We start from the raw sequence: 24,318 nt of genomic DNA, 5'->3' as shown, positions 1-24,318 counted from the left end.
AACTGTGCATTTTTTTTAAAAATATCTTTTTTTTCAGAATATTACACTTTGTCTGTTTCTGCGAAAAAACGCGGTTTTTTGCACTTTTTCCTGCCATTACGCTGCGGATTTTGCTAGAGTGAAGACCGGATTTAAACAGATTCTTTACTCATTGGAAGGTTCATGTCAGAACAGACGCAAACTGCTGCGGCAGGCACAGATAATAACGCCGAATACGGCGCGGATTCAATTAAAGTTTTGAAGGGGTTGGACGCTGTTCGCAAGCGTCCGGGCATGTATATCGGTGACACCGATGACGGCACCGGTCTTCACCATATGATCTATGAAGCGGTCGATAACGCCATTGATGAGGCGCTGGCCGGCCATTGTGATCGCGTTGATGTTGTTTTGAATGCCGACGGCTCCGCCACGATCCGCGATAACGGACGCGGTATTCCGGTCGCGATGCATGAGGAAGGCGTCTCCGCAGCGCAGGTTATTATGACGCAGCTGCATGCGGGCGGTAAATTTGACCAGAATTCCTATAAAGTCTCCGGCGGTCTGCACGGTGTCGGTGTCTCTGTTGTCAACGCCTTGTCCGAAAGGCTGGATCTGCGGATCTGGCGGGACGGCAAAGAATGGTTCCTGCGTTTCCGTCACGGTGAACCCGAAGCGCCGCTGAAAGAAGTGGGGCCGGCAGGGGAGAAGCGCGGCAGTGAAGTGACCTTCCTGCCGTCGACGGAAACCTTCACCATGACGGATTTCAATTTTAAAACGCTGGAAAAACGCCTGCGTGAGCTGGCGTTCCTGAATTCCGGTGTGCGCCTTGTGCTGACGGATGCGCGCGAGGAAACGCCGAAGGTCGAGGAACTTTATTATGAAGGCGGTCTTGCCGCCTTTGCGCAATATATGGATCGTTCCAAAAATGTTCTGCATGCCGGGCCGATTTCCTTTTCGCAGGAAATGGAAGAGGAAGGCATCACGGTTGAAGTGGCGCTGGAATGGACGGATGCTTATCACGAAAATGTGCTCTGTTTTACCAATACCATCCCGCAGCGGGACGGCGGAACGCATTTGGCCGGTTTCCGCGCCGCGCTGACGCGCTCCATCAACAGCTATGCGCAGGATAAGGGGCTTTTGAAAAAAGAGAAAGTCCAGCTGTCAGGCGATGATATGCGCGAAGGGCTGACTTGTGTGCTGTCCGTGAAAGTGCCTGATCCGAAATTCTCCAGCCAGACGAAAGACAAGCTGGTTTCCAGCGAGGTGCGCCCCGTTGTCGAAGCCGTCGTCGGCGAGCATTTGAAAAACTGGTTTGAAGAAAACCCGCAGGATGCCAAGAAAATTATCGGCAAGGCGGTTGAAGCTGCGACAGCGCGGGAAGCCGCACGCCGTGCGCGTGATTTGACGCGCCGGAAAGGTGCTTTGGATATTTCCTCCCTGCCCGGGAAACTGGCCGATTGTCAGGAACGTGACCCCGCACTGGCCGAATTATTTATTGTCGAGGGTGACAGTGCCGGTGGCTCTGCCAAACAGGCGCGCCACCGTAAAAATCAGGCGGTTCTGCCGCTGAAAGGTAAAATCTTAAATGTCGAACGGGCGCGTTTTGACAAAATGCTGTCCAGTCAGGAAATCGGCACGCTGATTACCGCGCTGGGAACGGGAATCGGCCCGGATGAATTCAATCTGGACAAGCTGCGTTATCACAAAGTCATCATTATGACCGATGCCGATGTCGATGGTGCGCATATCCGAACATTGCTGTTGACCTTCTTTTTCCGTCAAATGCCGGAAATGATCAAAAAAGGCTATCTCTATATTGCGCAGCCGCCGCTTTACAAGGTCAAGCGCGGTAAAAAATCAGAACAATATCTGAAAGACGACCATGAATTGGAAAAATTTCTGGTGGGAAGCGTTATTGACGGTCTGCGGTTTGAAGCGCATGACGGCTCCGTCTCCGTCAGAGATGATCTGATTGCGATTATCGCTATGGCACGCCGGGCAACGCAGTTTATCGAAACGATTTCCCGCCGCACCGGCGGTGACCGTTGCGTGATTGAGCAAGCGGCACTGGCGGGTGTGCTGGATCCCGAAAAACGCAGCCGGAAAACCGCAGAAGAAGCGGCCGCGCGCATCAATGCGGTTTACGGTAAATTTGAACAGGGCTGGACAGGCACATTGCAGGAAAACGGCAGTGTCGTCTTTAGCCGGAATATGCAGGGTGTGGAAACGCGCGTGATTTTGACACCTGAAATTCTGGAAGGCGGTCCGGCGCAGAAATTTGTGCATATCAATGATAAAATCATTGAATATTTCGGCGGCACGGGGACATTAATCTTTGGGGAAAGCGACCCTATCCGTATTGACGGCCCCTGCGGCTTGTATGAAGCGGTGACGCGTGAGGGCCGCAAAGGTTTGTCAATTCAGCGTTATAAGGGTCTTGGTGAAATGAATCCCGATCAGCTGTGGGAAACGACGCTTGATCCGGACGTCCGTTCGCTTTTGCAGGTCAAAGTTGACCATGAGGAAGAGGCGGAAACGATCTTCTCCACGCTGATGGGCGATATTGTCGAACCGCGCCGTGAATTCATTCAGGAAAATGCCTTGTCAGTTTCCAATCTTGATATATAATCGGCGCCAGGCGTTTTGCTTTGCGCTTTTTCAAGGAGATCGAAAATGAAATTGAATGACGTCACACCCGAAGCATATATGTGCGGCAGCTGCGGTTGCGGCTGTCCGGCGGTTTTTGAAACCGACCGCGGCACCTATGTCATTATCGGTAAAAAACCGGCAGCGGATGAAATTTTCGCCCATGGCGTGCATGAAGCTGCGGTGATCGTTGATCAGGCGATGATTAAAAATATCGCCTAAGACGCAATGGAATTTTGAAGGAAAACCCCGTACGGCCAGCCCTGCGGGGTTTCTTTTATGGGGAGTTAAATGCCGATACGTATCAGGGGAACTTTAAACAGGCTGACAGGGTCATCGCTGCCGCTGGCTTCGTCGTAATGAGCGACATAAATTGTTGCCGCACTCAGGATATGGGGAATAAAATCTTTCGGAATTTCACGGTCCAGCAGCATGCCTTCATCATTCGGGTCATTCGTGAAAAACATGATCATCAGATGCGTATCCGTGTAAAATTCCACACGCACAACATCACCCGGAAAGGGTTCGTCGCTGATGATTAACAGTTCTTCCTCGCTGGTCAGGGCGAGATCCATCCCCATGGCCGCCTCATATGGTCTAGGCAAATAATATTTGCTGACCTTGCAAGTGAAGGTCAGCCGTTTAAGACAGTATAACTGAAAATTTCAGGCTGGGCTACAGAGCACCGCAAAGATTAACGACGGAACCCTTGGTTTTGCGCAATAAACGGATGCGGGTTGTTGTTGGCCTTTTGAACCTCGATACCACTGACATTTGCACCGCCGCCGCAGATCGGAGCGATTTTCTTTACTTTGAATTTGCCAACACCATCAGTCGCTTGTTTCATAGTTCAATTACCCTTCCGCTTTGCGCGTGTTAGAGAATCACTTGGTATTCTTACTGGATATATACATAATGGCATATTTTGTAATATTTGTCCAGTATAAAACGAAAACGCGTTATTTTCTTTCAATTTCATATTATTATGACAATTAATACGGGAAAATGCAAGCAAAAAATACCGTTTTTGCCGTATAAAGCCTCTTACAACAAAAATTTGTCCGTCCATTAGCAGAAAATCTGTTCAGCGAAGGAGACACCCTGTGATAAGAAAAATTCTGGCACTACCGGCTTTTATCCTGCTATTTGCGGCATGTTATCCGCAACAGGCGCAGGCGCAACAATCCTGTTATGCACTGCTGCCTGAAGAGGTCCGTACGGTTGATCTGGAAGGTGATAAACTGCAATTGTCGCTGGACGGCAATGCGTTTGCGGCCTTTTTATCTTACACGGCCGTGCATCAGCAGCAATGTGTGACGATCGGCGGCAATGTTTTTTCCGTCAATGCGGTGAAGGATCGCGGGCTGTCATTATTGCCGCAGACCGAAACGGAAGATATCCGCCATTTTCTCGGCGCAGCTTTTTAAAAAAGAATCCTTAAAATGACAAAACCCCTATTTGAAAGCTGCGAGGGCGGCGTGCGTTTTATGTTGCGCGTGACACCGAAATCCGGGCGGACACAAATCCAGTCCGTGATGCGGGATGCGGAAGGGAATTTACTGCTGAAACTTGCGGTGACGGATGTGCCGGAAGACGGCAAAGCCAATAAAGCCGTGATTAAACTGCTCTCCAAAAGCTTCGGCATTGCCAAATCCGATATCGAGATATTGTCGGGAGAAACATCGCGGGTGAAAAAACTGTTTATGCGGATTGATCGGGCGGAGGCAGAAGCCTTAATCGCCGAACTCGGTCTCAAGACTCTCTAGAATTTTTTCCAGATAAATCTGCGGTTCGGCGCGTTTACGGCGGCTGTCATACAGAATCAGCGCCAGAATAGCCGGAAAAAACAGCGATATTCCCGCCATACTGATAAACAGCGCAAAAATAAGCGCCAACCCGTAGAGAATTTTGGAAATCTCCGCGGTCGTGACCTTGCCGTCCACCAGAATACGGGCGGCTTTCGCGCCGGATTTGATGCGGATATTCAATGAAACATGATAAGGCGGCGCGCCTAAAATAAGACATTTATGCCCTGCCGTGACCGTAAACACCTCTTCGCCGCCGGAAACGCTTTCGACATGAAAGGCACTGCGCAGCCGGTCAGTCAAGGCGACTTTCAGTGCTGCCGCGCTCAGTTTTTTTGCGGTTTTGATTTTACGGCTGGTTTCAAGATAGGTCATAAACTGTGGCCGTGCGCTTACATATTGCAGGCGGAATTCAAGGCTTTATAGGCCGCCGTTGTGCCGCGCAGGCTGTAGGTATCTGTGGTCAGTGTGCCGCGCTGCGATGTGCCTTTGACAACCATTGTGCTGCCGCGCTGCAATGCATCGGCCAGTGCATTATCGGTGGCCTGATCGGCGGCCCAGGCGGTTTCGCCTTTGATGGTCGGCAGGCTGAATTTTTTGCCGTCAATCGTGACGGTGACAACGCTGCCTGTTTTAATGGGGTAACCGGCGATAATATTGAAGACGTTTTTGCTGCCGTCTTCCGTCCAATGCGTGACAAAGGCGTGAATTTCTCCGCGCTTTGTGTATTTTCCGGCTGATTTTGTCGGCTGTGAGGTCATAAAACAGACTTTATGGCCGTTATCCTCATACACATAAACCGCCCAATCATTATGTTTGCTGGACATGCGCGGGCCGTCCGGACCGGCAAGCGCTTTTCCTGCAAAGCTGAAAAGCAGGAGGGCAAACAGGCTGAAAGAAAGAATTTTTTGCATGGAAACGTCCTCGTTGGTCACATATTGGTCATTGGCCGGTCTTTAAGGCGGATGATCTTTAAACCCGCAAAGAATAGGTGTGATCGTCACCTTTTAGATGATAGAAAAAGGCCCCGTTTTCCGCAAGGGGGTTTGATGAAAATTATGCGGCCTCTCCTGTTAAAGCACGGTGAACCGCGTTTAAAGTTGCCTCGTAATCGCCCGTATGCAGGATGGCAATACCGCCCGCAAGCCGCCAATCGGCAATATTGTTTTTGCGGTCATCAATTAAAATGCGGTTCGGGCCTGCCAGAAAATGTTTGTCCGTGCTGGGGCAGATAATCAGATCGCGCAGCGCCCATTTGCCGCGTTCATCATCAAAGCTTTGAATCCATTCTGCTTTGCCTGAATGACAGCCGGAATGCAGCATCGGGCCGGTCAGGAATTTGACTGTGCCGATTTTCTGCAATGTGGCATAGAATTCTTTCGCACCGTCAAAGACCGGAATGGTACTCCACCATTGGTGGTCCAGTGCCTCGCGGTCAAGCTTGCCGGTATCCCGATGGTATTTGTCATGGGTGCGCGCATGCAGCTCGAAATCGGCGACAACGCCGTCCAGATCCAGAAATATTATCGGTTTCACCATTTATTTTTTGCCCTTATTGGTGTAAAAGTCTTGGCTAACAGTAAACGTATCCGATCATAGGGAGAATAAGGCACCATGACAACGATTGAGAAAGAAAATCTTTTTTGCGCCTATAATTACCATCCGCTGCCCGTCGTTTTGACAAAGGGCGAGGGCGTCTGGCTCTGGGATGAAAGCGGCAAAAAATATCTTGATATGATGAGCGCCTATTCTGCGGTCAGCCACGGTCATTCCCATCCGCGCATGGTCAAGGCGCTCTGCGATCAGGCGGCAAAGCTGGCGATTACCTCCCGCGCCTACCATACGGACAAGCTGGCACCGTTTCTGGAAAAAATCTGCCGCGTCTCCGGCATGGATATGGCGCTGCCGATGAATACCGGCGCGGAAGCGGTGGAAACAGCGATCAAGGCCGCACGGCTTTGGGGCTATAAATCCAAGGGTATTGCAAAAGACAAGGCGGAAATCATCGTCGCCGAAGGCAATTTCCACGGACGCACCACCACGGTGATCAGCTTTTCGTCGGAAGAAGAGTATAAAGCGAATTTCGGCCCGCTGACTCCCGGTTTTAAAATCGTCGATTACGGCGATGTTGATGCCATGCGCGCCGCCATCACGGAAAATACCTGCGCCATCCTGATCGAACCCATTCAGGGCGAGGCCGGTATCCGCATACCGCCCGTGGGCTATCTGAAAGCACTGCGTAAATTATGTGATGAAAATAACGTGTTGCTGATTCTGGATGAAATCCAGTCCGGTCTGGGCCGCACCGGAAAGAATTTCTGTTTCGAACATGAAGGCATCCTCCCCGACGGCTTGACGCTGGGCAAGGCGCTGGGCGGCGGCATGATGCCGGTTTCCTGCTTTCTGGCAAAACGTGAGGTGATGGAGCTGTTCCGTCCCGGCAGTCACGGCTCGACTTTCGGCGGCAATCCGCTGGCGGCGGCTGTCGCAACCGAGGCGCTGACGGTGCTGGAAGAAGACAAGCTGGTTGAAAACAGTCAAAAACTCGGTGCCTATATGCTGCATGAAATTGCACAGATTTCGACGCACCTGATCCGCGAGGCACGCGGTCTGGGACTGTGGATCGGTGTTGATTTCGATCCCGAGCGCGTTTCGGCGCGCGAAGTTTGCGAACGCCTGATGGAGCGCGGTATCCTGTCAAAAGAAACGCATGAAACCGTTGTCCGCTTTGCGCCGCCGCTGATCATCACCCGTGAAGAAGTTGACTGGGCGCTGGAGCAATTCAGGGAAGTCGTTGCCGAAATTGAAGCGCGCCAGAATGCGGCCTGAAATTTTGATTGCAGGGTGGAAAGCGAGCCTTGCCAGCTTGCGGTACCTCTTGTAAACTGACGGAGTCAGTATAGGAGGACATCTATGAAAGCGCGATTTTTCCGTTTATTTTCAGCGGTTTTATTCTTGGCCGGCTTTGCCGGAATGATTTTGTCATTCACCGTGGCGGATCATCCCGCCTATGCGGAGAGCAAAAAGAAAACCGGAAATGTTATCAAAGTCGAACAAAAGGTTGATGACGGCTCGGGGAAAATTGACGGGGCATCGTCGGAAAAGCTGTCTGATTATGATGACGGTGAAGCGCGGGAACGTCTTGTCTATGTGATTAAAGTGACGGGTATTATCGGTCCTGTCGTGCATGATCATATCAAACGCAATGTTGAACAGGCCGGCGCTGCAAATGCGGAAGCATTGATTCTTGAAATGCACACGCCGGGCGGTCTGCTGACCTCCACACGCGATATCACGCAAACCATTCTGGGCTCGAAAGTGCCGGTGGTGACCTATGTCAGCCCGCCGGGCTCACATGCGGCCAGCGCCGGAACCTATATTCTTTATTCCAGCCATGTCGCGGCAATGGCACCGGGCACCAATATCGGTGCGGCAACGCCGATCAGTATTTCAGGTGAAGGGCCTGTTGATAACCCGCAGGAACAGGAAGACGGCGATAAAAAAGGTCTTAAAAAGAAAACCGCGCCGACACAAAAACCGCAGGAATCCAGCAATGACGCGCTGGCACATAAAGCCATGAATGATGCCACGGCTTATATTCGCGGCCTTGCCGAATTGCGCGGGCGTAATGTGGAATGGGCGGAAAAGGCGGTGCGTCAGGCTGCAACGCTGACGGCCAGCGAAGCGATTGAAGAAAATGTGATCGAGATCGTTGCCGAAAATGTTGAAGACCTTGTCGAGCAAATGGACGGGCGCGTCGTGAAAATGCAGGATACGGGCGACCGCACGCTGCGCACGAAAAACGCCAAAATTATCGAGAAAGAGACCAATTGGCGCACGCAGATTCTGATGATTATTACCGATCCGAATGTGGCTTTCTTGCTGATGACGCTGGGCGGCTATGGGTTGATCTATGAATTCGCCAATCCGGGAACTTTTGTGCCGGGCGTAATCGGCGTGATCTGTATCGTTCTGGGTCTGTTTGCGATGAATGTGATGCCGGTGAATTATGCAGGTGTTGCCTTGCTGCTGCTGGGGATGGGCTTTATGGCCGGAGAGGCGCTCGTGCCATCCTTCGGGGTGCTCGGGATAGGGGGGGCGATATCCTTTGCCCTCGGGGCGACCATTCTCTATGAGCCGGAACTGACAGGCTACGGGCTGTCATGGTGGACAATCGCCACGGCGACAGGCGCAAGTTTCCTGCTGTTGACGGTGGTGCTGGCCTTTGCCATGAAAGGACAACGTAATCCGGTGACAACCGGTGAGGAAGGACTCCTGAACAGCAAAGGTGAGGTCTTGAAATGGGCGAATGGCCGCGGGGATGTCCGCGTCATGGGAGAAATCTGGCAGGCCGTTCCCGCCGAATCCCGCAGTTTCCGCAAAGGAGACATGGTAAAAATCGTTAAAATCGACGGCCTGAAACTGATCATTGCGCCGCAGGAAGACAATGATGAATAATAATATTGACGCAACAAATACAAACCGCTTTAGAGGAGCTTGAATAGAATGCAATACGGAATTATCGCGTTTCTCGCGCTATTAACACTGATCTTTCTTGCGGCTGCGATCCGGATCCTTCGGGAATACGAACGCGGCGTTGTTTATACGCTTGGACGCTATACGGGAATGAAAGGCCCCGGACTGATCATCCTGATCCCTTTCGTGCAACAAATGATCATCGTGGATACGCGTGTCCGCACAATTGACGTCCCCAGTCAGGATATCATCTCGAAAGATAACGTGTCCGTGAAAGTGAATGCGGTGATTTATTTCCGTGTTGTCGCGCCGCAAAACGCGATCAACGAAGTGGCGGATTTCATGCGCGCCACCAGCGAATTGTCCCAGACAACGCTGCGGGCGGTTCTTGGTAAGCATGATCTGGATGATATGCTGTCCAACCGTGATAAGCTTAGCTCCGATGTCCGTGAAATTCTGGACACGCAAACCGATGCCTGGGGCATCAAAGTTGCGAATGTTGAAATCAAACATGTCGATATTGATGTCAGTATGATCCGCGCCATCGCCAAACAGGCCGAAGCCGAGCGGGAACGTCGCGCGAAAATCATTCATGCGGAAGGTGAGGCGCAAGCCGCCGAGAAGCTGGTCGAAGCCTCTGTCACGCTGGCGCGTGAGCCGGGTGCGATGCAGCTGCGTTATCTGAATGCTTTCCAGACGATCGCCAATGACAAGACGCAAACGATCATCCTGCCGTTGCCGATGGATATTCTGAAAAAATTCGGTGTCGACCAAATTACGACAACGGGTAAGAAATCCGCGTAAATTCCGATCATAAGCGCGCGGGGACAGGCGATTTGCTTTCCCCGCGCGTTTTTTGTTTTTGACTTGACAGCAGGCGGGATATTGCGTAAATTCTGCCTTCGTTAGAGGTAATTTGAGGGAAAGCAGTGCTGAAGGCGGCTTTGCCTGTGATTTAAGAATAATTTTGGATAAGAGAGAACAACCATGACACGGCTTTGTAAAGTAACAGGAAAAGGCGTCCAGAGCGGAAATAATGTGTCCCACGCACATAACAAAACCCGTCGCCGCTTTCTGCCGAATTTGCAGGAAACGTCTTTTTACAGCGAAACGCTGAAGCGTAAGATTCGCATGCGCGTTTCTACATCGGCAATCCGTACGGTTGAACACAAAGGCGGCTTTGACGCTTATGTTCTGGGTACGGCAGCAAGCAAACTTCCGGCTGAACTGAGAAAAATCCGCCGCGAATTGCTGGAAAAGCGTAACGCCGCTTAAACTGTCTGCCGGCAGCTAAAAGATTTTCAAAAGGGGACAGCCTATCAGCGTCCCTTTTTGTTTTGGCATATCAGGGGGGATTTTCAAATGTCTTTCGCATTCGAGATTACGCATCAGGCGCCGGACAGCCATGCAAGGCTGGGTGTCTTGACGACGCCGCACGGCGCAATCGAAACGCCGAATTTTATTTTCTGCGGTACAAAAGCTTCCATTAAAGGTCTGACCCCGACCCAGATGCGGGATTGTCAGACAGATATCATTCTGTCCAATACCTATCATTTGATGATTCAGCCCGGGGCTGAGCTGATTGAAAAAATGGGCGGGCTGCATAAATTCATGGGCTGGGACGGCCCGATGCTGACCGATAGCGGCGGTTTTCAGATTTTTTCCCTCGGTCACGGTTCTGTTGCGGATGAAATCAAAGGCCGCGGATTGCAGAAACGCAATAAAAGCGTGCTGAAAATCACCGAAGAAGGTGCGGAATTCCGTTCCTATCTTGACGGTCGCAAAATATTTCTGACACCGGAAAAATCCATTGATATCCAGCGCAAGCTGGGGGCTGATCTGATTGTGCAGCTGGATGAATGCACGCCGTTCCATGTTGATAAGGATTATACGGCACGTTCAATGGCGATGAGTATGCGCTGGGGTGACCGTTCACTGGCGGAATGGAAGCGCAAGGATGACGGGCGTCAGGTCATGTACGGGATCGTGCAGGGCGGTATCTATCCCGATTTGCGCAAGGAATGCTGCGAATGGCTGCAGAATAGCGATTTCTTCGGCACGGCTGTCGGCGGGTCGCTGGGCAGTCACAAAGAACAGATGTATGAAGTGGTCTCTTACTGCACGCCGCATTTGCCGGAAGGGCGTCCGGTACATTTACTCGGGATCGGCGGATTCCGCGATATTTTTGAAGGCGTGAAGCTGGGGATGGATACGTTTGACTGTGTGTCGCCGACACGTCTGGCGCGTCATGGCTGGGCCTTGAAAAAAGGCGCGGAAAAAGAACGTATCAATGTGCGTAATGCGCGTTTTAAAGAAGATGCCGGGCCGGTGGACGAAAACTGTGCCTGCCCGTGCTGTCAAAGCTATTCCCTGTCCTATCTGAATCATTTGTTCCGCGCCGGAGAAATGCTGGGGATGCAGCTTTTATCCCTGCATAACGTCTTTACCATGAACCGTCTGATGCGTGAACTGCGCACGGCGCTTGCCAATGATTCTTTGCAGATAGTTGAAAAAGAGTGGTGCGTTTCTTAACCTGTTATTAGCGATTTGCTTGCTATTCTGTAGTTAGGTATAGAAACCGCAAGGAATGGCATTGCCAAAGGACAGGCTCTAGAAAAATGGCACTTCAATACGCCTCTGTTTTGTCGAGTGATATGTTGCTGACCGATATTGAAGCTCATATGGAGTGGTTCGGTCATGTGATGCGCGTTGCCTTTTTCCCCGCTGATACCCCCGCTGAAACATTTGAAATTCCTATCGCTTTGGTGGCTTGGTGTGTTGATGCCGCCGCCAAAGGTGAAATGGATGAAAATGCGGCGTCGCAATTGCACCGTCTGCATGACGAGCTTGCCGATGAAGCCACGAAATGCGTGCGCCTGGCGCAGGAAGGCACGCAGATGACGCTGGACACCTATAACGAGGTTGAACACCGTCTGATCGCCTATATCCAGCAGGTGCGGCGTCTTAGCGAGGAACTGGCCGGCAGCAGTATGGGGCTGGATCCCGCCACAGGTTTGCGCAGCGTGGCCGGTATGAAAAACGAGGTTGCGCGTGAGCTGGACCGCCGCGACCGTAAAGGTGACCCGTTCTGCGTCTGCAATCTTGAAATTGATGCCATTCCCGCCCTGATGCAGCAGCACGGGCGGAAGACGATGGATGAAATCTATGCCCATGTCGGCGGCATGCTGATGAAATCAATCCGTTCCTTTGATGATGCTTATCATTTAGGACGCGGTGAATTCGTCCTCTCCCTCAAGCATATTGATATTCTGGATGCCTGCTCGGTTATGGACAGGATTCGTGACCAGATTTCAAAAGCACCGGTCTATCTCGACGGTTCTTTCGAACCCAGCTATGTCACCGCATCCTTCGGCGTGGCAGAGCCTGTTCCCGGTGACAAAATCGATGATATCTTCAATAATGCCAAACGCGCCTTGAAACAGGCACAGCATGAAGGCGGGAACTGCGTGATGAACTGGAAAGAACAGAGCGCGTTGCAGCAATATGCCGCAGAAGTGACGACCTTCGATTAATCTGCGGCTTGCACTTTTCGCTTCGCGCTCTATACTGCCCCTAAAATCGAAAGGGGCTGCGCCATGAAAACATTTCCTGAATTTCCCAATCTGTTTGTTATTGACCATCCGCTGGTACAGCATAAGCTGACCCTGATGCGCAGCGTTGATTGCAGCGTGCAGATTTTCCGTGATCTGCTCAAAGAAATCGCCATGCTGATGGGCTATGAGATGACGCGCGATCTGCCGACGGAAATGAAGGCGATTACCACACCGCTGGCGGAAATGCAGGCGCCCGTGCTGTCAGGGAAACAGCTGGCGATTGTACCGATTTTGCGGGCCGGGCTAGGCATGTCGGACGGGCTGTTTGATCTGGTGCCTTTTGCGCGGATCGGTCATATCGGCCTTTACCGTGATCCTGAAACCAAACAGCCGGTGGAATATCTTGTCAAACTGCCTTCGACGGAGGATCGCCGTTTTCTGGTGGTTGACCCGATGCTGGCAACAGGGCATTCGGCGGTGCATGCGATTGATGTGCTGCTGAAACGCGGTGCATCGGTTGAGAATATCAGCTTTATGGCACTGGTCGCCGCGCCGGAGGGGGTGAAAGTCTTCCATGAAGCGCATCCCGATGTGCAGCTTTATGTCGCCGCGCTGGACGATCATCTGAATGACAAAGCCTATATCGTTCCGGGTCTGGGGGATGCAGGCGACCGTTTATTCGGCACATTGTAAGTGCATTTGGGTAAGTAGATTGGTCGTTTGACGGTCACGAAAAGACGGTTTTTTCGTATTAAAACCGCATTTTAACTTGCATTTTCCATAAAAATAATATAGGCTGTTTCCATCAAGCGGGTGTGGGAATCTTTATGATGTTTTGGGGTATGTCTTTATGACGGCGGCGAAAACCAATCAGAAAAAACAGGTAAAAGCTGTAGAAGCAGGGGCGTTGCGCCGCTTTTGGCAGCAGGCTTGCGCCAATGGCAAGCAGACAGGCGGTTTTCTGCGCGGCGATCTGCTGCAGCCCGCAGCGATTGCAGGCTCGGTTCTGCTGGCGACAACGGCTTTGGCAACCCCTATGATGGCAACAACCATCGGTGCGGCGGCGGTGGCAATGGGCAGCATCTGGCTGCTGACAAAAACCAGCGATGTCGTTGCGAATAACGCGTCTTCTCTGGGTGCGAAGCTCGGTATTCCGCCGATTCTTCTCGGGATCGGCCTTGGCATTGTCACCTCTTTGCCGGAGCTGGCGGTGTCAATCGGCTCGATCATGGCAGGCGTGCCGGATATGGCTGTTGGAAATATCATCGGATCAAATATTGCGAATATTCTGCTGGTTCTGGGGGCGGGAGCGGCGATCAAGCCTGTCAATTCCAAAGGGGCAAGCTGGAAATTCAATACGGCTGTGATGTTGGGCACGACGGCGCTATTCGCCGGACAGATGGCAATGGGTGTTCTGAATCCGGTGATGGGCGGCGCAATGCTGGTTGGGCTGGGCGCTTATATCTGGCGCGCGACAAAAGTGGCGCAGCAAGATAAAAAGAACGGTTTCGCGCCCGAAGAAGATGATGATAATACGGCAGAAGGCAAAATGCCGAAATGGTTTAACGCCGCCTGGGGCGTGGCCGGCGTTGCGGGGCTGGTTGCATCCGCAAAACTGCTGGTGACGGCGGCATCGGCAACGGCCATCGGTTTGGGCGTTACGCCTGCGCTGGTCGGTGCATTGGGGGTTGCGATCGGGACCTCACTGCCGGAACTGGCCGTGACGGTCAAATCGGCCTTGCAGGGCAAAAGCGATATGGCGCTGGGCAATATTCTGGGATCAAATATCTTTAATGTGCTGATGGTCGGCGGTGCGCTGGCTTTGGCGGGAACGGCGGTACCATTGGCTTTCGGTCTGGGAAGCGCGATGGGCCTTTTGAATATCGGTGCCTTTGTCGGTGCGGCGGCATTGTCTGCCACGGCGATGTTCCTGAATAAAAACAAAGGATCCCTCAAGCGCTGGCAGGGTTTTGGCGCATTGGGGCTTTATACGGCCTTTACGGCGGCGAGCGTCGTTCTGGATCCGGGCGCGGCGGCTGATGCCGATAGAAACAAATCCGCGCAGCAGGAGCAGACAGTGGTCGAACAGCGGCAACAGGCGGAAGGCTTTGCGCCTGCCAGACTTGCGGCGATGCGTACCGCTTATCATCACGGGAAATAGATAATACCTTCTTCACGTTTATGCGGCTGTTTCGGCAGCGGCTTGGCATTCTCCGGTTTTTTCGGCTGGGCAGCCGGTGTTTTCGGCTTTTTCTCCGTTTTCCGCAGTCCCGGTACAAGGGCTTCTTTCAGCAGAATAATCGTAATGCGGCGGTTGCGGGCCGAGGTCGGGTCGTCTTTGACCAGATGTTCACGGTCGGCCTTGCCCATGACATTTTCAATCCGTTTCAGATCAAGCTTGTAATCCAGCATGGCGCGGCGGCTGGCATTGGCACGGTCGGCGGAAAGCTCCCAGTTCGTATAGGCGGCTCCTGCGCCATATTGCAGGGAATCCGTATGGCCGCGGATGGAGATCATATTCGGCAAATCCATGATAACGCGTGTGACCAGCTTCAACAGCAGCAGGGCTTCGGGCAGCGGCTCGGATTTTCCCAGCGGGAACATCGGCTTGCCTTCCTGATCGACGATCTGGATACGCAGTCCTTCCGGGGTCTGGTCAATCAGCAGATTTTGCGCCAGATTTTTCAGCTCCGGCACGGTTTCAATCGCCTGACGGATCTGTTCCTCGACTTTTTCAAAACGTTCCTGTTCACGGCGCTGTAATTCGGCCTCCAGTTCCTTATCGGCAACATTCTGCAAATCATCAGGGGTGTTTTTCGTGCCGTCGGGACGCAGTGTGCCGGGGAAAGAAACCGTGGGGTCTTTCTGATGCGCCATCGCGCCGTCCGGCGAAACCGTCAACCCGCCCAGCACACCGCCGGAGCCGCTGACGGAGGTGGCAATACGCGGATCAGCAGGGGAGAAATAGGAGGAGATCAGCGCCTTCTGCTCATCCGTTGTCACATTCAAAAGCCAAAGCAGCAGGAAGAAGGCCATCATGGCCGTCACGAAATCGGCATAGGCCACTTTCCATGCGCCGCCGTGATGGCCGCCGCCTTTGTTCTTTTTCACCTTACGGATGATTATCGGACGTTTTTCATCATCGGCCATATTTCTGCGGCTTCCCTAAAATTGACGTCTGCCGGCTTCCGATCAGGTCGGAATGCTGACGGCCTGCGTGGCTTCCTCGACCTCGGCAAAGCTCGGCTGTGTGCCGTGCAGCAGAATTTTGCGGCCGAATTCGACGGAAACCTGCGGCGCGGCGCCCTGCAGGAACGCCATAATGCAGACTTTGATACATTGGTAATATTTCATTTCGGCATCGTTGCGCTCTTTAATCGCATTGGCGATCGGCGCGACCCAGCCGTAAGACAGCCAGACCCCGAGGAATGTTCCGACAAGCGCACCGCCAATCAAATGACCGAGGACTTCCGGCGGTTCGGTAATCGCTCCCATGGTTTTGATCACACCCAGAACCGCGGCAACGATACCCAGCGCAGGCAGACCGTCGGCCAGTGTCTGGACGGCGTGCGAGGTATGACCGCGTTCTTCGGACATGGTGTCGATTTCCTCATCCATCAGCGCTTCCAGCTCATAGGGGTTTTCCGAACCGAGCGAAATAATACGCAGATAATCGGTAAAAAAGGTCACGGCGTGATGGTCGCTGTAAAATTCGGGAAATTTCTGGAAGATATCGCTGTTTTGCGGTTCTTCGATATGCTGCTCCAGCGCCAGCCAGCCTTTTGTGCGGGCCATCCGGAAAATCGTATAGAGCATGCTGAGCAGTTCCAGATAGGAATCCTTATTGTATTTCGGCTTTTTATAGATGCTGCCCATATCTTTCAGGCAATGCTTGACCAGCGGCACGGAGTTCGCGACCAGAAAAGCCATCATGCCGGTACCGAAAATGATGACAAACTCAAAAGGCTGGTTCAGAACGGCGAGATGTCCGCCCAGCGCAACATAACCGCCGAGGGTGCAGAGAACGACGCCGAGATGTCCGAGGAGTTTGAGCATGGAGATTTTTTAAAAGCTGTTGTTTTTTTCGGTTATTCTTCTTGCTTCAGTATGGCGCAGCTGCCCGTCAAACTCAATGGCTAATCATTGGTTTTTGGGGCAAAAACAGCGAAGAGAATCTCGTTAATCAACCGTGCCGTTTTGCCGTCCTGATCTTTATGGGGATTATATTCAACGACTTCGATGCCGCGGAACAGCGGATGGGCGGAAACGCCTTTGAAGGCGGCAAGGGCATCACGGGCGGATAAGCCGCCTTTCTCATTGGTGCCGACGCCGGGGGCATCGGCGGGGTCAAAACCGTCCAGATCAACGGAGAGGCCGAAACCTTTCGTGCCGGTGGCGGCGCGGGCGAGAGAGGTTGTGAAAATATCGTCAAAGCCGCGTTCGGCGACTTCGGGTATTTTGTAAAAACGGGCATTGTGGCGGTCCATAAACTCCGCTTCGCCCGGCTCATAGCTGCGGGCGCCGATCAGACTGAAATGCGCCATGTCGATTTTGGTTTGCGGTGCGGAAAGCCGTGTCAGTTCGTCAACACCTTCACCTGCCAGACAGGCAACGGGCATACCGTGCCACCATCCGCCCCATTTGCCTTCATGCGCGGTTTCCGGCGTATGCGCATCCAGATGCGCGTCCAGCCAGACCAGACCGAATTCCTGAAAAGCGTCATGCGCGGTAATAATACCCGACCATGTGCCGATGGCGGCGGTATGGTCGCCGCCGATGACAACGGGGATGCGCCCTTGCAGGACGGCATTTTCAGCGGCGCGGGCAAGACGCAATACGGCCTCGGCCACAATCGGCAGCGCCGTGTCTTTGTCTTTCATGAAATCATGTTCCGCCATTTCACGGATATGCAGGGAATCATGCCACATGACATGATGCCCCAGCGCTTGCAGACCATCGGTCAGCGCCTCTTCGTCAAGATGGTAGGGGCCGTCTTCGCAGCCGTGGTCGCGGCAACCCCAGCCGCAGTCATAGCGGATGATTTCGATATGGTGTTCTGACATCTTAATTCACAATATTTCCTGAAACTTATGAGGCGGCGTCATGTTAGCAATTTTTGCCTGACCTGTCATGGGAAATGAGAGAGGCTTTTATACCCTTGATTATATTGTCGCTTTCTTTTTACAAATATTTTATGATGAAAGCGGGAGATATTTTTTAAAGGTACTTTATTCATGTTTGTTCTTTGCTGGGTCTATTGCGTCCCCTTCGTGAAGTTCCTTTATTACGCTGTTGCGCCTTTGCTGCTGTTTTTCGCTTTTTATGTGATGAAACGCGGCATCTGCCGTGAAACGCTGTGGCTGCGCTATGGAGCATTGGCGATGGCATGGCTGTCGGTTTTCAAGATTTTCCTGATGGATGTGAATTCTCTGGCGCGGGATATGGCCTGCCAGATGTCGGATAATATGTGTGGCGCAACGGGGACAAAAATATTCCAGATGGCGGGCGGCTGTTTATTTGCGCTTTCCGCCGTGGTGCTGTTGATGCTGGGGGCGCGTTTCGGCAGGAAATACCGGCTGCCGCGCCGGAAAATTCCGCCCAATGACAAACCGCTGCGTTTCTGGGCGAATCTGTCGATGATGCTGGTTGTGGTGCTGTGCTGCTGGCTGTCGCTGCCGCTGCTCAGCTATCTGGCGGTCGGCGATGCGCCGCAACTGTTTTTCAAACTGCGCTGGCAGTTTTTTGCCATGCTGAATTTCCTGTCACTGGCGCTCGGCTTCTGGCGGGTCGAGGATTATTACCAATATTACAATGACGGCGCGGGCGACCGCTATGTGCGGCAAAAAGACGCCGGCAAAGTCTGGGTACCCTCCGATACGCTGTGGACGGTGCTGCCGATCTATCTGGTCGCACTGGCGGCCGGCGTGATGTCGGATGATCTATTCCGCACGATGTAATAATCACGCCGACAACATATCACATAAATAAAAGGAAAATGGTGGGCGATGACGGGATCGAACCGCCGACCTACTGGGTGTAAACCAGTCGCTCTCCCAGCTGAGCTAATCGCCCTCAATTGAGAAGGGTTATAATTATTCCAATTTCGAAAAACTGTCAAGAGGGGATGCGGTGAAAAGCCTCCCTTTATGCCGCTTTGTCTCCATCTGTGAACAGCGCATAGAGATCTTCGGCAAAAATGCGTTCCTCCGTGCCTTCTGCGGCAAAAACGGGGCGGAAGGGGGTATCGGTCTCCGTATTGTCGTAAAGGGCAATTCTGTCGGCAATCCGGCGGTATTCAGGCCATAAACGCAGCAGGGCGGCATAACGCTCCCGAATAACGCTTTGCGGCGTGTGGCGGCCTTCCTCATCCTCGCGGCGGCGGGCGCGGGTCAGCGCCGTGTCCAGATCGGTATGCAGCAGATGCATTTCGATACGGTAACCCTGTTTTTTGATGTTTTTCAAAAAATCGGGGGCGGTTTCAATGGCGCAGGTGCGCTCATAAATCACATCGCGTTGTGACCAGACGGCGGCGGAGAGGATTTCCTCGGCCAGAAAGCGCGCAGGCATTTCCCATGTTTCAAAGGCGCGGGCGGCATCACCCGTTTCCTCCATCATTTTCAGATAGCCGGGCAGCGCCTGCATCACCGCATCAGGGTCATGTAAGACGGCATCTTCGGGCAGGCGGCCTTTGGCCAGCAGATTTTTGCGGAAAGAGGTCTTGCCCGCGCCGATGCCGCCGGCAATCACGTAAATGACGGGCGTGTCCGTACGTTCCTCCGTGCCGTCTTGATGGGCTTTCAGAAACAGGGAGAAAATCTCCATTTTTTCCTGAGGTGTTATCATACGTATACCGCATTTATGTATTTTTTTGGGGGTTCATTCCAGAATACGGTGTGCCAGTTTTTACCGTCATAATCCAGCCGCGACACCGCACCGGTGGACAGTTTGATATTATGCTGCGCCTTGAAACCGTCAAAATCCCCTGTCAGATAGGGCGCAAAACGGGCGATGCCGTTCGAGGTGACGACTAGAACGGTTTTTCCCGCATGTTTTTGCGCAATCTCTGCGCCGAAATCCAGCCAGTTTTGAATCAGCGCCTGCGGGTCAACTTTCCAGCCTGCGGGCACGATCGCATCCTGATCCCAGGCTTTTAAGGCATCTGCGCCAAGGCGGGCGATGACCTCATCCTCGGGCTTTCCTTCGTCAATACCGTAATCAATTTCGTTGAAAATATCATCCTGCCGCAGCGTCAAAGGCGCAGGCAGGGGCATTTCCGCCAGCGCCAGCTGCGCGGTTTCCACAGCGCGTTTTAAACGGCTGGAATAAACCAGATCGGGGATAAGATTTTCTTTGGCAAGAAACTGCCCGAGCAAGCGGCCCTGACGGCATCCGCTTTCCACCAGCGGGATATCGGTTCCCGCACCGACGCGGCACAGAATATCGCCGGGGGAAAAAGTATTGCCGTGTCTTGCGACCAAAAGCCTTGTCGTCATGCCGCAATTTCTCCGAAGGTTGCCAGCAATTCCTCGGCACGGACAATATCCTCGGGGGAATCAATGCCCGACATGGCGGGACGGCCTTTGTAATCAACCACGGTGGCTTTAACGCTGATATTGTTTTCCAGCATACGCAGCTGTTCCAGCCCTTCCAGCACTTCATAACGGCTTTGCGGCAGTTTCACGAATTGCTTCAGGATATCGGCGCGGAAGCCGTAAATGCCGATATGGCGGTAAACGGGAGACAGCTTTTTGCTTTTCCGCAGCTCGTCCTCATGGCGGATGGAGGGGATGATATTCTTTGAAAACCACAATGCCTCGTTATCCCTGCCCAGAATGGCGGTCGTGCCGCTGAACGGCGTGTCCTTTTTCTGTTCGCGGAAGGCATCAAGTTCGTCCCAGCCCATACGGACAACAGGCGTGACAACTTCCAGATCGGGATTGTTCTGGAATTCGCTTAAGACCGCGGCGACGAAATCGGGCGGGGTCAGCGGCGCGTCACCTTGCAGATTAACGATAAAATCGGGGCGGTGTTCAAGATGGCTGATGGCTTCCAACGCACGGTCCGAGCCGGTTTTGCAAGAGCTGGAGGTCATGACGCCGCGCAACCCGCATTCCGTGGCATGGTCAATGATGCGTTTATCTTCGGTGGCAACCAGAATTTCCGCACCGCCGATCATTTTTGCGGCAAGCGCGGCGATTTCACCGACGCGCGCCAGCATGGTTTTTCCGGCAATCTTCTCCAGCGGCTTCCCGGGAAGGCGCGTCGAGTGATAGCGGGCGGGGATGATGATTGCGGCGTTGCTCATGCGTCAGCTTAAAGCCCGAAAAATTTGCCGGGACGGCGGCGGAAATTCGGACGCTGTGCACCCATTTTCTCGAATTCCTCTTTGGTTACTTCGCGCTGTCCGACCGCGACGGATGTCCAGTCGTTTTTGTCATTCCCGTCTTTTTCGAAACGGCCAAGCGCTTCTTTGACAACGCTTTGAAATTCATTCGGCTCCATAATGCAGCCGCGTGTGCAAGTGGTTTCATAAACGGTCTGGCCGTCTTTTTTCAATTGAACATTCATATTGCGGGGCATAACCATTGCGGGGCTCTCCTTATAAGGGATTAACAGGTTTTTCAGTATGGGCGCACTGTATGAGAATAAGGCTGTTTTGTCAAGGAAAGAGCCAGCTTTGCAGCATTTGTGTTCCGGGTAACGCGGTTCATAATTTGCTAATAAATTGACTGTATTATGTCATTTATGAAGATAAGAGAATATAAAGACGGATTTTTCACGAAGTGGTTCAAAAAGCTCAGTCCGCAGGATGCGGCGGCGTTTGGTGCGCCCTCTTGAATTTAAAAAATAATATAGGGTAAAAGAAGAACATGGCAAGACAAGATGATCCAAGATTACGAGATGTTGAAGAGGTTTTTCTGGAGCGCGCCCGCGAAGATTCCGCATTTCTGGAGGCGATTTTTGAAGAATGCGAAGAATTAATGGCTGAAGGGGATTATTCCACCTGCGGAACCATGCTGCAGACTTATGTGGTTGCAGCAGACAAGCTTGCCGATACGGCGGATCTGCTGAATAAAAGCGAAGAGGACATGCTGGCGGCGCTGAAAACGCCGGGGGCTTTATCGCAGGCGCAGCTGGAAAAGCTGATGGAATTTCTAAAAATGTAACGCCGGAAATATAAAAGAGCCGGCTCGCGCACTGCGATACCGGCTCTTGAGGGTCACCTTGTGGGAAACGTGTCAGCTTATTTTGCAGACTTGCGTTTCGCGCCCGTCGTCTTTTTGACATCCGCCTTTTGTGCGGGCGCGGGCGTTTCAGTGACCGTTTGTTCCGTTTGTTTGGATTTATCTTCAAAATCCGCTTTCACGGTTTTGTCGCCAAGCTTGCTGGCGGTTTCCGTTTTCGGTGCGGTTTTGCCGATATTTTTCAGTTTTTGAGAGGCGTTGTCAAAGGCCTCGGACATATCCTGACGCAGCTTTGTTGTATAGCCTTTCGCCTGTGCCGCATGCGGTTTGGCGCGTTTGATGATTTTGTTTTTCAGTTTTTTCAGTTCCGCAACACCGTCAACAGCAACAACACCGCCGACATAACCTGCGGCGCCGCCAAGGGCTGCACCGACAACGCCGAAAACGATACTGCCGATAATACCGGGGCCGGCTGCGATGCCGAGGCCGAAGCCGATTCCAATACCGAGAATTGCTGCGCCGAGAATTTTAGCGCCGTCAGACAGGCTTTTTGCGTATCCTTGACCGTCCATAATAAAATAACCTCCGTAAATGCCGTATAAAATAAGGCCGAATCTGTATCGGCTCACCGCGCGAAAACTATCACGCAGTTCTTATGACGTCAATAATAAATATGGAAATGTTTTAAAGCGCCAGCGGCAGCGCCTGGCCTTGCGGCTGGGCAGGGATATGCACGGATTTGTTGCGGGAAAAATCGATACGTGCAAATTTCCGTCCCGACAGGCCGGGCAGATTTTCATCTTCAAGATTACCCCAGATTTTCATGAAACTGCCGGGATAGATGTGAATATCGTTGCGGGTTTCCGCCATCATGGCAAAAACGGCGGTTTCTTCCATCAGATACATATAGGACATCAGGCGGAATTCCGCCTTTTTGTGCTGCATCTCGGCTTTGCTGCCGTAACGGCGCGTCCAGATATTGTCAATCTGGCTGTCAATATTCTGCCGGAATTCATCGTTGTGACGGTAAAGAAATTGGGCGCGCGCAAATTTCTCGGGGAAATCGGCACGGCCCGTCCAGTCGTTCCAACGAAAGATCTCGTAAGATGGCAGTTGATCAAGAATCTCTTTATTGCGGAGGATCCACTCATCCCCCTTTTGGCGGGCAAGCTCTGCGGCTTCGGCCTCTGTCATGCCGCCCGTAAACATGGCGTTAAAACGCTGCAGCGTGTCATTGACGGCAACCGCAACATGTTTAAAGCGGTGCTGCGCCCAGCCGATCGTCGCTTCCAGTTTTACGCCTTCGTGGTAATTTTTGCCGACGGAGATATCAAGGCAGCATGTATCATGCAGCTTCCAGTCGTCGCCGTGCTTGACCTTGACCTTATAGGCCGTCGTCTGTGCCGGATACTGAAATCTAGAAACGGACATCTGCCGTGCTCTCCTTTGCCTGCTCCGATTTGGACCACTTATAGTTAAAGCTGTTGCGCATATTTGCAGACAGCTTTTCGTTTTTAATGATCAAACAGCCGTTATCGGACATTTTCATCGCGACTTTCTGGCCGTAGATCAGTGTTACGTGGTTGTTGAAAAAATATTCCGGTATATACCGGTATTCCTCTATTTTACCCATCAAATAGGTATTGCCTTCGCGCACCAATTGGCGCATTTTTATGCCGTTTGTCCTTAATTCTTTATATTTTTCAACAACCTCAGGCGGTGACACACTATCATCCGCACTATCGATAAGCATTTCCGGGTCATGATATTTTGCGACCGTTCTTTGCACATCTTCGAGAAGTTTCAGGTACCATCCCTTGCCACTGAGATAACGCTGGAAAACTTCCCGATGTTCCACACCAAATTCGGTAATAAACACACCATGCGCATTAAATGCGCTTTCAATTGCATCCAGAGTTGCCTTCTCCGGATTTGTCTGGCCTTTTTCGATGCGTACAATGGACGGTTTGGAAATAGCAGCTTCCTGCGCCAGCGCTTCTTGCGTCCAGTCTAAAAGCGCCCGCGCCGCTACTATTTTTTTCTCCAAGCCCGCCATTGTACGAATCAGTTATTATTATCGGCCTTACATTTAAAAGTATAACATAATACCAAAAAAATGCAATAGCTAATGTTACTAAAAAAAGTATCATCTGTGATGTTTTTTGTTGTTTTCGTTAACTCTTTGTTAATAGTTGCTGTGTATAACTGTAAACATATTATTTTTAGTCTTTATGTGAATAATGATGTATAGTGATTTCTAAACAGGACAAAGACAGCGATGGACGGAAGACAGGAAGAACAAAAAATGAAAAAACAAAATACGGCAGCGCAGGCGGCGCATGAAACATCTGATAAAACAGTCACTTACGCGGGGCGTCAGGGCTTCCTTAGCCCGTCATTCGGACGCGTGTGTGAAGATGTGACCTGGGCGGATGTGCAGCGCTTGCGCAAACAGATGCGTCTTTACCGCCGCGCGGTCAAGGCAGCGATTCGCATGTACCGCAAAGTCGCGGAAGGCAATAGCGGCGCAGATGTGATTTATATTTCGCAGGCGGAAGAAGAGGCGCATCTCCGTGATGTGCTGGAAAGCCGTCTTGAGCTGTATCATGCCGCGCAAAGCGCCTATCATGCGGCTATTCGTCTTTGTGTGACGACGGTTTAAAGCCGTGTTCC

30 protein-coding genes and 1 tRNA gene are annotated in these 24,318 nt (G+C 52.1%); 15 read left to right on the top strand and 16 right to left on the bottom strand.

The annotated features are described in order from the left end of the window. Positions 1-162 precede the first annotated feature (162 nt). Both gyrB and HND56_09670 read left to right on the top strand, forming a co-directional pair. A complete protein-coding gene (gyrB, locus tag HND56_09675) occupies positions 163-2,607 on the top strand; it encodes a DNA topoisomerase (ATP-hydrolyzing) subunit B (GenBank protein ID QKK05940.1) in 2,445 nt (814 codons plus the stop codon). A gap of 45 nt (positions 2,608-2,652) precedes the next feature. Then, the gene (locus tag HND56_09670) at positions 2,653-2,847 is read left to right on the top strand and encodes a hypothetical protein (GenBank protein QKK05939.1); all 195 of its coding nucleotides are present in this window, start codon (positions 2,653-2,655) and stop codon (positions 2,845-2,847) included. Between the two features lie 65 nt (positions 2,848-2,912). On the opposite strand, the gene HND56_09665 is transcribed toward HND56_09670, so the two are convergent. Together HND56_09665 and HND56_09660 are read right to left on the bottom strand one after the other, a co-directional pair. After that, positions 2,913-3,206, bottom strand: a complete 294-nt coding sequence (locus HND56_09665; GenBank protein ID QKK05938.1) for a hypothetical protein — start codon at positions 3,204-3,206, stop codon at positions 2,913-2,915. Positions 3,207-3,319: 113 nt separating this feature from the next. Continuing rightward, positions 3,320-3,472: a hypothetical protein gene (locus HND56_09660; GenBank protein ID QKK05937.1), complete on the bottom strand. Its 153-nt coding sequence runs from the start codon at positions 3,470-3,472 to the stop codon at positions 3,320-3,322. Positions 3,473-3,728: 256 nt separating this feature from the next. On the opposite strand from HND56_09660, the gene HND56_09655 reads away from it, so the two are divergent. Next, positions 3,729-4,052, top strand: coding sequence for a hypothetical protein (locus HND56_09655; GenBank protein ID QKK05936.1), 324 nt, complete (start codon positions 3,729-3,731; stop codon positions 4,050-4,052). 15 nt (positions 4,053-4,067) lie between these two features. After that, positions 4,068-4,391 carry a DUF167 domain-containing protein gene (locus HND56_09650; GenBank protein QKK05935.1) on the top strand — a complete coding sequence of 108 codons (324 nt, stop codon included), beginning with the start codon at positions 4,068-4,070 and terminating at the stop codon, positions 4,389-4,391. On the opposite strand, the gene HND56_09645 is transcribed toward HND56_09650, so the two are convergent. From HND56_09645 to HND56_09635, 3 genes are all read right to left on the bottom strand, one after another. Then, positions 4,359-4,805, bottom strand: a complete 447-nt coding sequence (locus HND56_09645; GenBank protein ID QKK05934.1) for a hypothetical protein — start codon at positions 4,803-4,805, stop codon at positions 4,359-4,361. The two genes, HND56_09650 and HND56_09645, sit on opposite strands and share 33 nt — an antisense overlap. 17 nt (positions 4,806-4,822) lie before the next feature. Next, positions 4,823-5,344 (bottom strand): hypothetical protein, encoded by a 522-nt coding sequence (locus HND56_09640; GenBank protein QKK05933.1) that lies wholly within the window; start codon positions 5,342-5,344, stop codon positions 4,823-4,825. 142 nt (positions 5,345-5,486) lie between these two features. Continuing rightward, the gene (locus tag HND56_09635) at positions 5,487-5,969 is read right to left on the bottom strand and encodes a hypothetical protein (GenBank protein ID QKK05932.1); all 483 of its coding nucleotides are present in this window, start codon (positions 5,967-5,969) and stop codon (positions 5,487-5,489) included. A 75-nt stretch (positions 5,970-6,044) separates the two neighbouring features. On the opposite strand from HND56_09635, the gene rocD reads away from it, so the two are divergent. From rocD to HND56_09595, 8 genes are all read left to right on the top strand, one after another. Continuing rightward, entirely contained in the window at positions 6,045-7,259 is a 1,215-nt protein-coding gene (gene rocD / locus HND56_09630; GenBank protein QKK05931.1) for an ornithine--oxo-acid transaminase, read from the top strand. A 144-nt stretch (positions 7,260-7,403) separates the two neighbouring features. Continuing rightward, a complete protein-coding gene (locus tag HND56_09625; protein ID QKK05930.1) occupies positions 7,404-8,888 on the top strand; it encodes a nodulation protein NfeD in 1,485 nt (494 codons plus the stop codon). A 48-nt stretch (positions 8,889-8,936) separates the two neighbouring features. Further along, positions 8,937-9,710 (top strand): slipin family protein, encoded by a 774-nt coding sequence (locus HND56_09620; protein QKK05929.1) that lies wholly within the window; start codon positions 8,937-8,939, stop codon positions 9,708-9,710. Positions 9,711-9,893: 183 nt separating this feature from the next. Continuing rightward, positions 9,894-10,181, top strand: coding sequence for a 50S ribosomal protein L28 (gene rpmB, locus HND56_09615; GenBank protein QKK05928.1), 288 nt, complete (start codon positions 9,894-9,896; stop codon positions 10,179-10,181). An 87-nt stretch (positions 10,182-10,268) separates the two neighbouring features. Continuing rightward, entirely contained in the window at positions 10,269-11,438 is a 1,170-nt protein-coding gene (tgt, locus tag HND56_09610) for a tRNA guanosine(34) transglycosylase Tgt (GenBank protein ID QKK05927.1), read from the top strand. Positions 11,439-11,524: 86 nt separating this feature from the next. Further along, positions 11,525-12,439 carry a diguanylate cyclase gene (locus tag HND56_09605; protein ID QKK05926.1) on the top strand — a complete coding sequence of 305 codons (915 nt, stop codon included), beginning with the start codon at positions 11,525-11,527 and terminating at the stop codon, positions 12,437-12,439. A 63-nt stretch (positions 12,440-12,502) separates the two neighbouring features. After that, a complete protein-coding gene (upp, locus tag HND56_09600) occupies positions 12,503-13,153 on the top strand; it encodes a uracil phosphoribosyltransferase (GenBank protein QKK05925.1) in 651 nt (216 codons plus the stop codon). 157 nt (positions 13,154-13,310) lie between these two features. Continuing rightward, positions 13,311-14,621, top strand: coding sequence for a sodium:calcium antiporter (locus HND56_09595; protein QKK05924.1), 1,311 nt, complete (start codon positions 13,311-13,313; stop codon positions 14,619-14,621). Here the strand turns inward: HND56_09595 and motB are convergent. The 3 genes from motB to HND56_09580 all read right to left on the bottom strand — a co-directional run bounded on the left by motB (position 14,609) and on the right by HND56_09580 (position 17,523). Further along, positions 14,609-15,610: a flagellar motor protein MotB gene (gene motB / locus HND56_09590; protein ID QKK05923.1), complete on the bottom strand. Its 1,002-nt coding sequence runs from the start codon at positions 15,608-15,610 to the stop codon at positions 14,609-14,611. The genes HND56_09595 and motB overlap by 13 nt on opposite strands. A 42-nt stretch (positions 15,611-15,652) precedes the next feature. Next, positions 15,653-16,516, bottom strand: coding sequence for a flagellar motor stator protein MotA (motA, locus tag HND56_09585; GenBank protein QKK05922.1), 864 nt, complete (start codon positions 16,514-16,516; stop codon positions 15,653-15,655). Between the two features lie 80 nt (positions 16,517-16,596). Next, entirely contained in the window at positions 16,597-17,523 is a 927-nt protein-coding gene (locus tag HND56_09580; protein ID QKK05921.1) for an arginase, read from the bottom strand. 171 nt (positions 17,524-17,694) lie between these two features. Here HND56_09580 and HND56_09575 point away from each other — a divergent pair, with 171 nt between their 5' ends. Next, the gene (locus HND56_09575; protein ID QKK05920.1) at positions 17,695-18,417 is read left to right on the top strand and encodes a hypothetical protein; all 723 of its coding nucleotides are present in this window, start codon (positions 17,695-17,697) and stop codon (positions 18,415-18,417) included. A gap of 39 nt (positions 18,418-18,456) precedes the next feature. Here the strand turns inward: HND56_09575 and HND56_09570 are convergent. From HND56_09570 to HND56_09550, 5 genes are all read right to left on the bottom strand, one after another. Beyond that, a tRNA-Val gene (locus HND56_09570) sits at positions 18,457-18,532 on the bottom strand. 72 nt (positions 18,533-18,604) lie between these two features. Next, entirely contained in the window at positions 18,605-19,303 is a 699-nt protein-coding gene (locus HND56_09565) for an AAA family ATPase (GenBank protein ID QKK05919.1), read from the bottom strand. Then, positions 19,300-19,953, bottom strand: coding sequence for a histidine phosphatase family protein (locus HND56_09560; protein ID QKK05918.1), 654 nt, complete (start codon positions 19,951-19,953; stop codon positions 19,300-19,302). The genes HND56_09565 and HND56_09560 overlap by 4 nt, the downstream gene beginning before the upstream one ends. Continuing rightward, on the bottom strand, positions 19,950-20,765 hold the full coding sequence (locus tag HND56_09555) for a 3-deoxy-manno-octulosonate cytidylyltransferase (protein QKK05917.1): 816 nt from the start codon (positions 20,763-20,765) through the stop codon (positions 19,950-19,952). The genes HND56_09560 and HND56_09555 overlap by 4 nt, the downstream gene beginning before the upstream one ends. 8 nt (positions 20,766-20,773) lie before the next feature. After that, positions 20,774-21,046 (bottom strand): hypothetical protein, encoded by a 273-nt coding sequence (locus tag HND56_09550; protein ID QKK05916.1) that lies wholly within the window; start codon positions 21,044-21,046, stop codon positions 20,774-20,776. 284 nt (positions 21,047-21,330) lie between these two features. Between HND56_09550 and HND56_09545 the strand changes: the two genes are divergently transcribed. Further along, positions 21,331-21,627 (top strand): hypothetical protein, encoded by a 297-nt coding sequence (locus HND56_09545; GenBank protein QKK05915.1) that lies wholly within the window; start codon positions 21,331-21,333, stop codon positions 21,625-21,627. Positions 21,628-21,704: 77 nt separating this feature from the next. On the opposite strand, the gene HND56_09540 is transcribed toward HND56_09545, so the two are convergent. From HND56_09540 to HND56_09530, 3 genes are all read right to left on the bottom strand, one after another. Continuing rightward, positions 21,705-22,217, bottom strand: a complete 513-nt coding sequence (locus tag HND56_09540) for a hypothetical protein (protein QKK05914.1) — start codon at positions 22,215-22,217, stop codon at positions 21,705-21,707. A gap of 112 nt (positions 22,218-22,329) precedes the next feature. Then, positions 22,330-23,076 (bottom strand): tRNA-dependent cyclodipeptide synthase, encoded by a 747-nt coding sequence (locus tag HND56_09535; protein ID QKK05913.1) that lies wholly within the window; start codon positions 23,074-23,076, stop codon positions 22,330-22,332. Beyond that, a complete protein-coding gene (locus HND56_09530; protein QKK05912.1) occupies positions 23,063-23,701 on the bottom strand; it encodes a helix-turn-helix transcriptional regulator in 639 nt (212 codons plus the stop codon). The genes HND56_09535 and HND56_09530 overlap by 14 nt, the downstream gene beginning before the upstream one ends. Positions 23,702-23,950: 249 nt before the next feature. On the opposite strand from HND56_09530, the gene HND56_09525 reads away from it, so the two are divergent. Next, positions 23,951-24,307 (top strand): hypothetical protein, encoded by a 357-nt coding sequence (locus HND56_09525; GenBank protein ID QKK05911.1) that lies wholly within the window; start codon positions 23,951-23,953, stop codon positions 24,305-24,307. The last annotated feature ends 11 nt before the right edge of the window (positions 24,308-24,318 follow it).

It is taken from the genome of Pseudomonadota bacterium (genome assembly GCA_013285465.1).
GTDB lineage: Bacteria > Pseudomonadota > Alphaproteobacteria > Micavibrionales > CSBR16-224 > CSBR16-224.
Note: the sequence above shows the minus strand (reverse complement) of the source record. Positions and strands in the feature narration are given on the sequence as shown.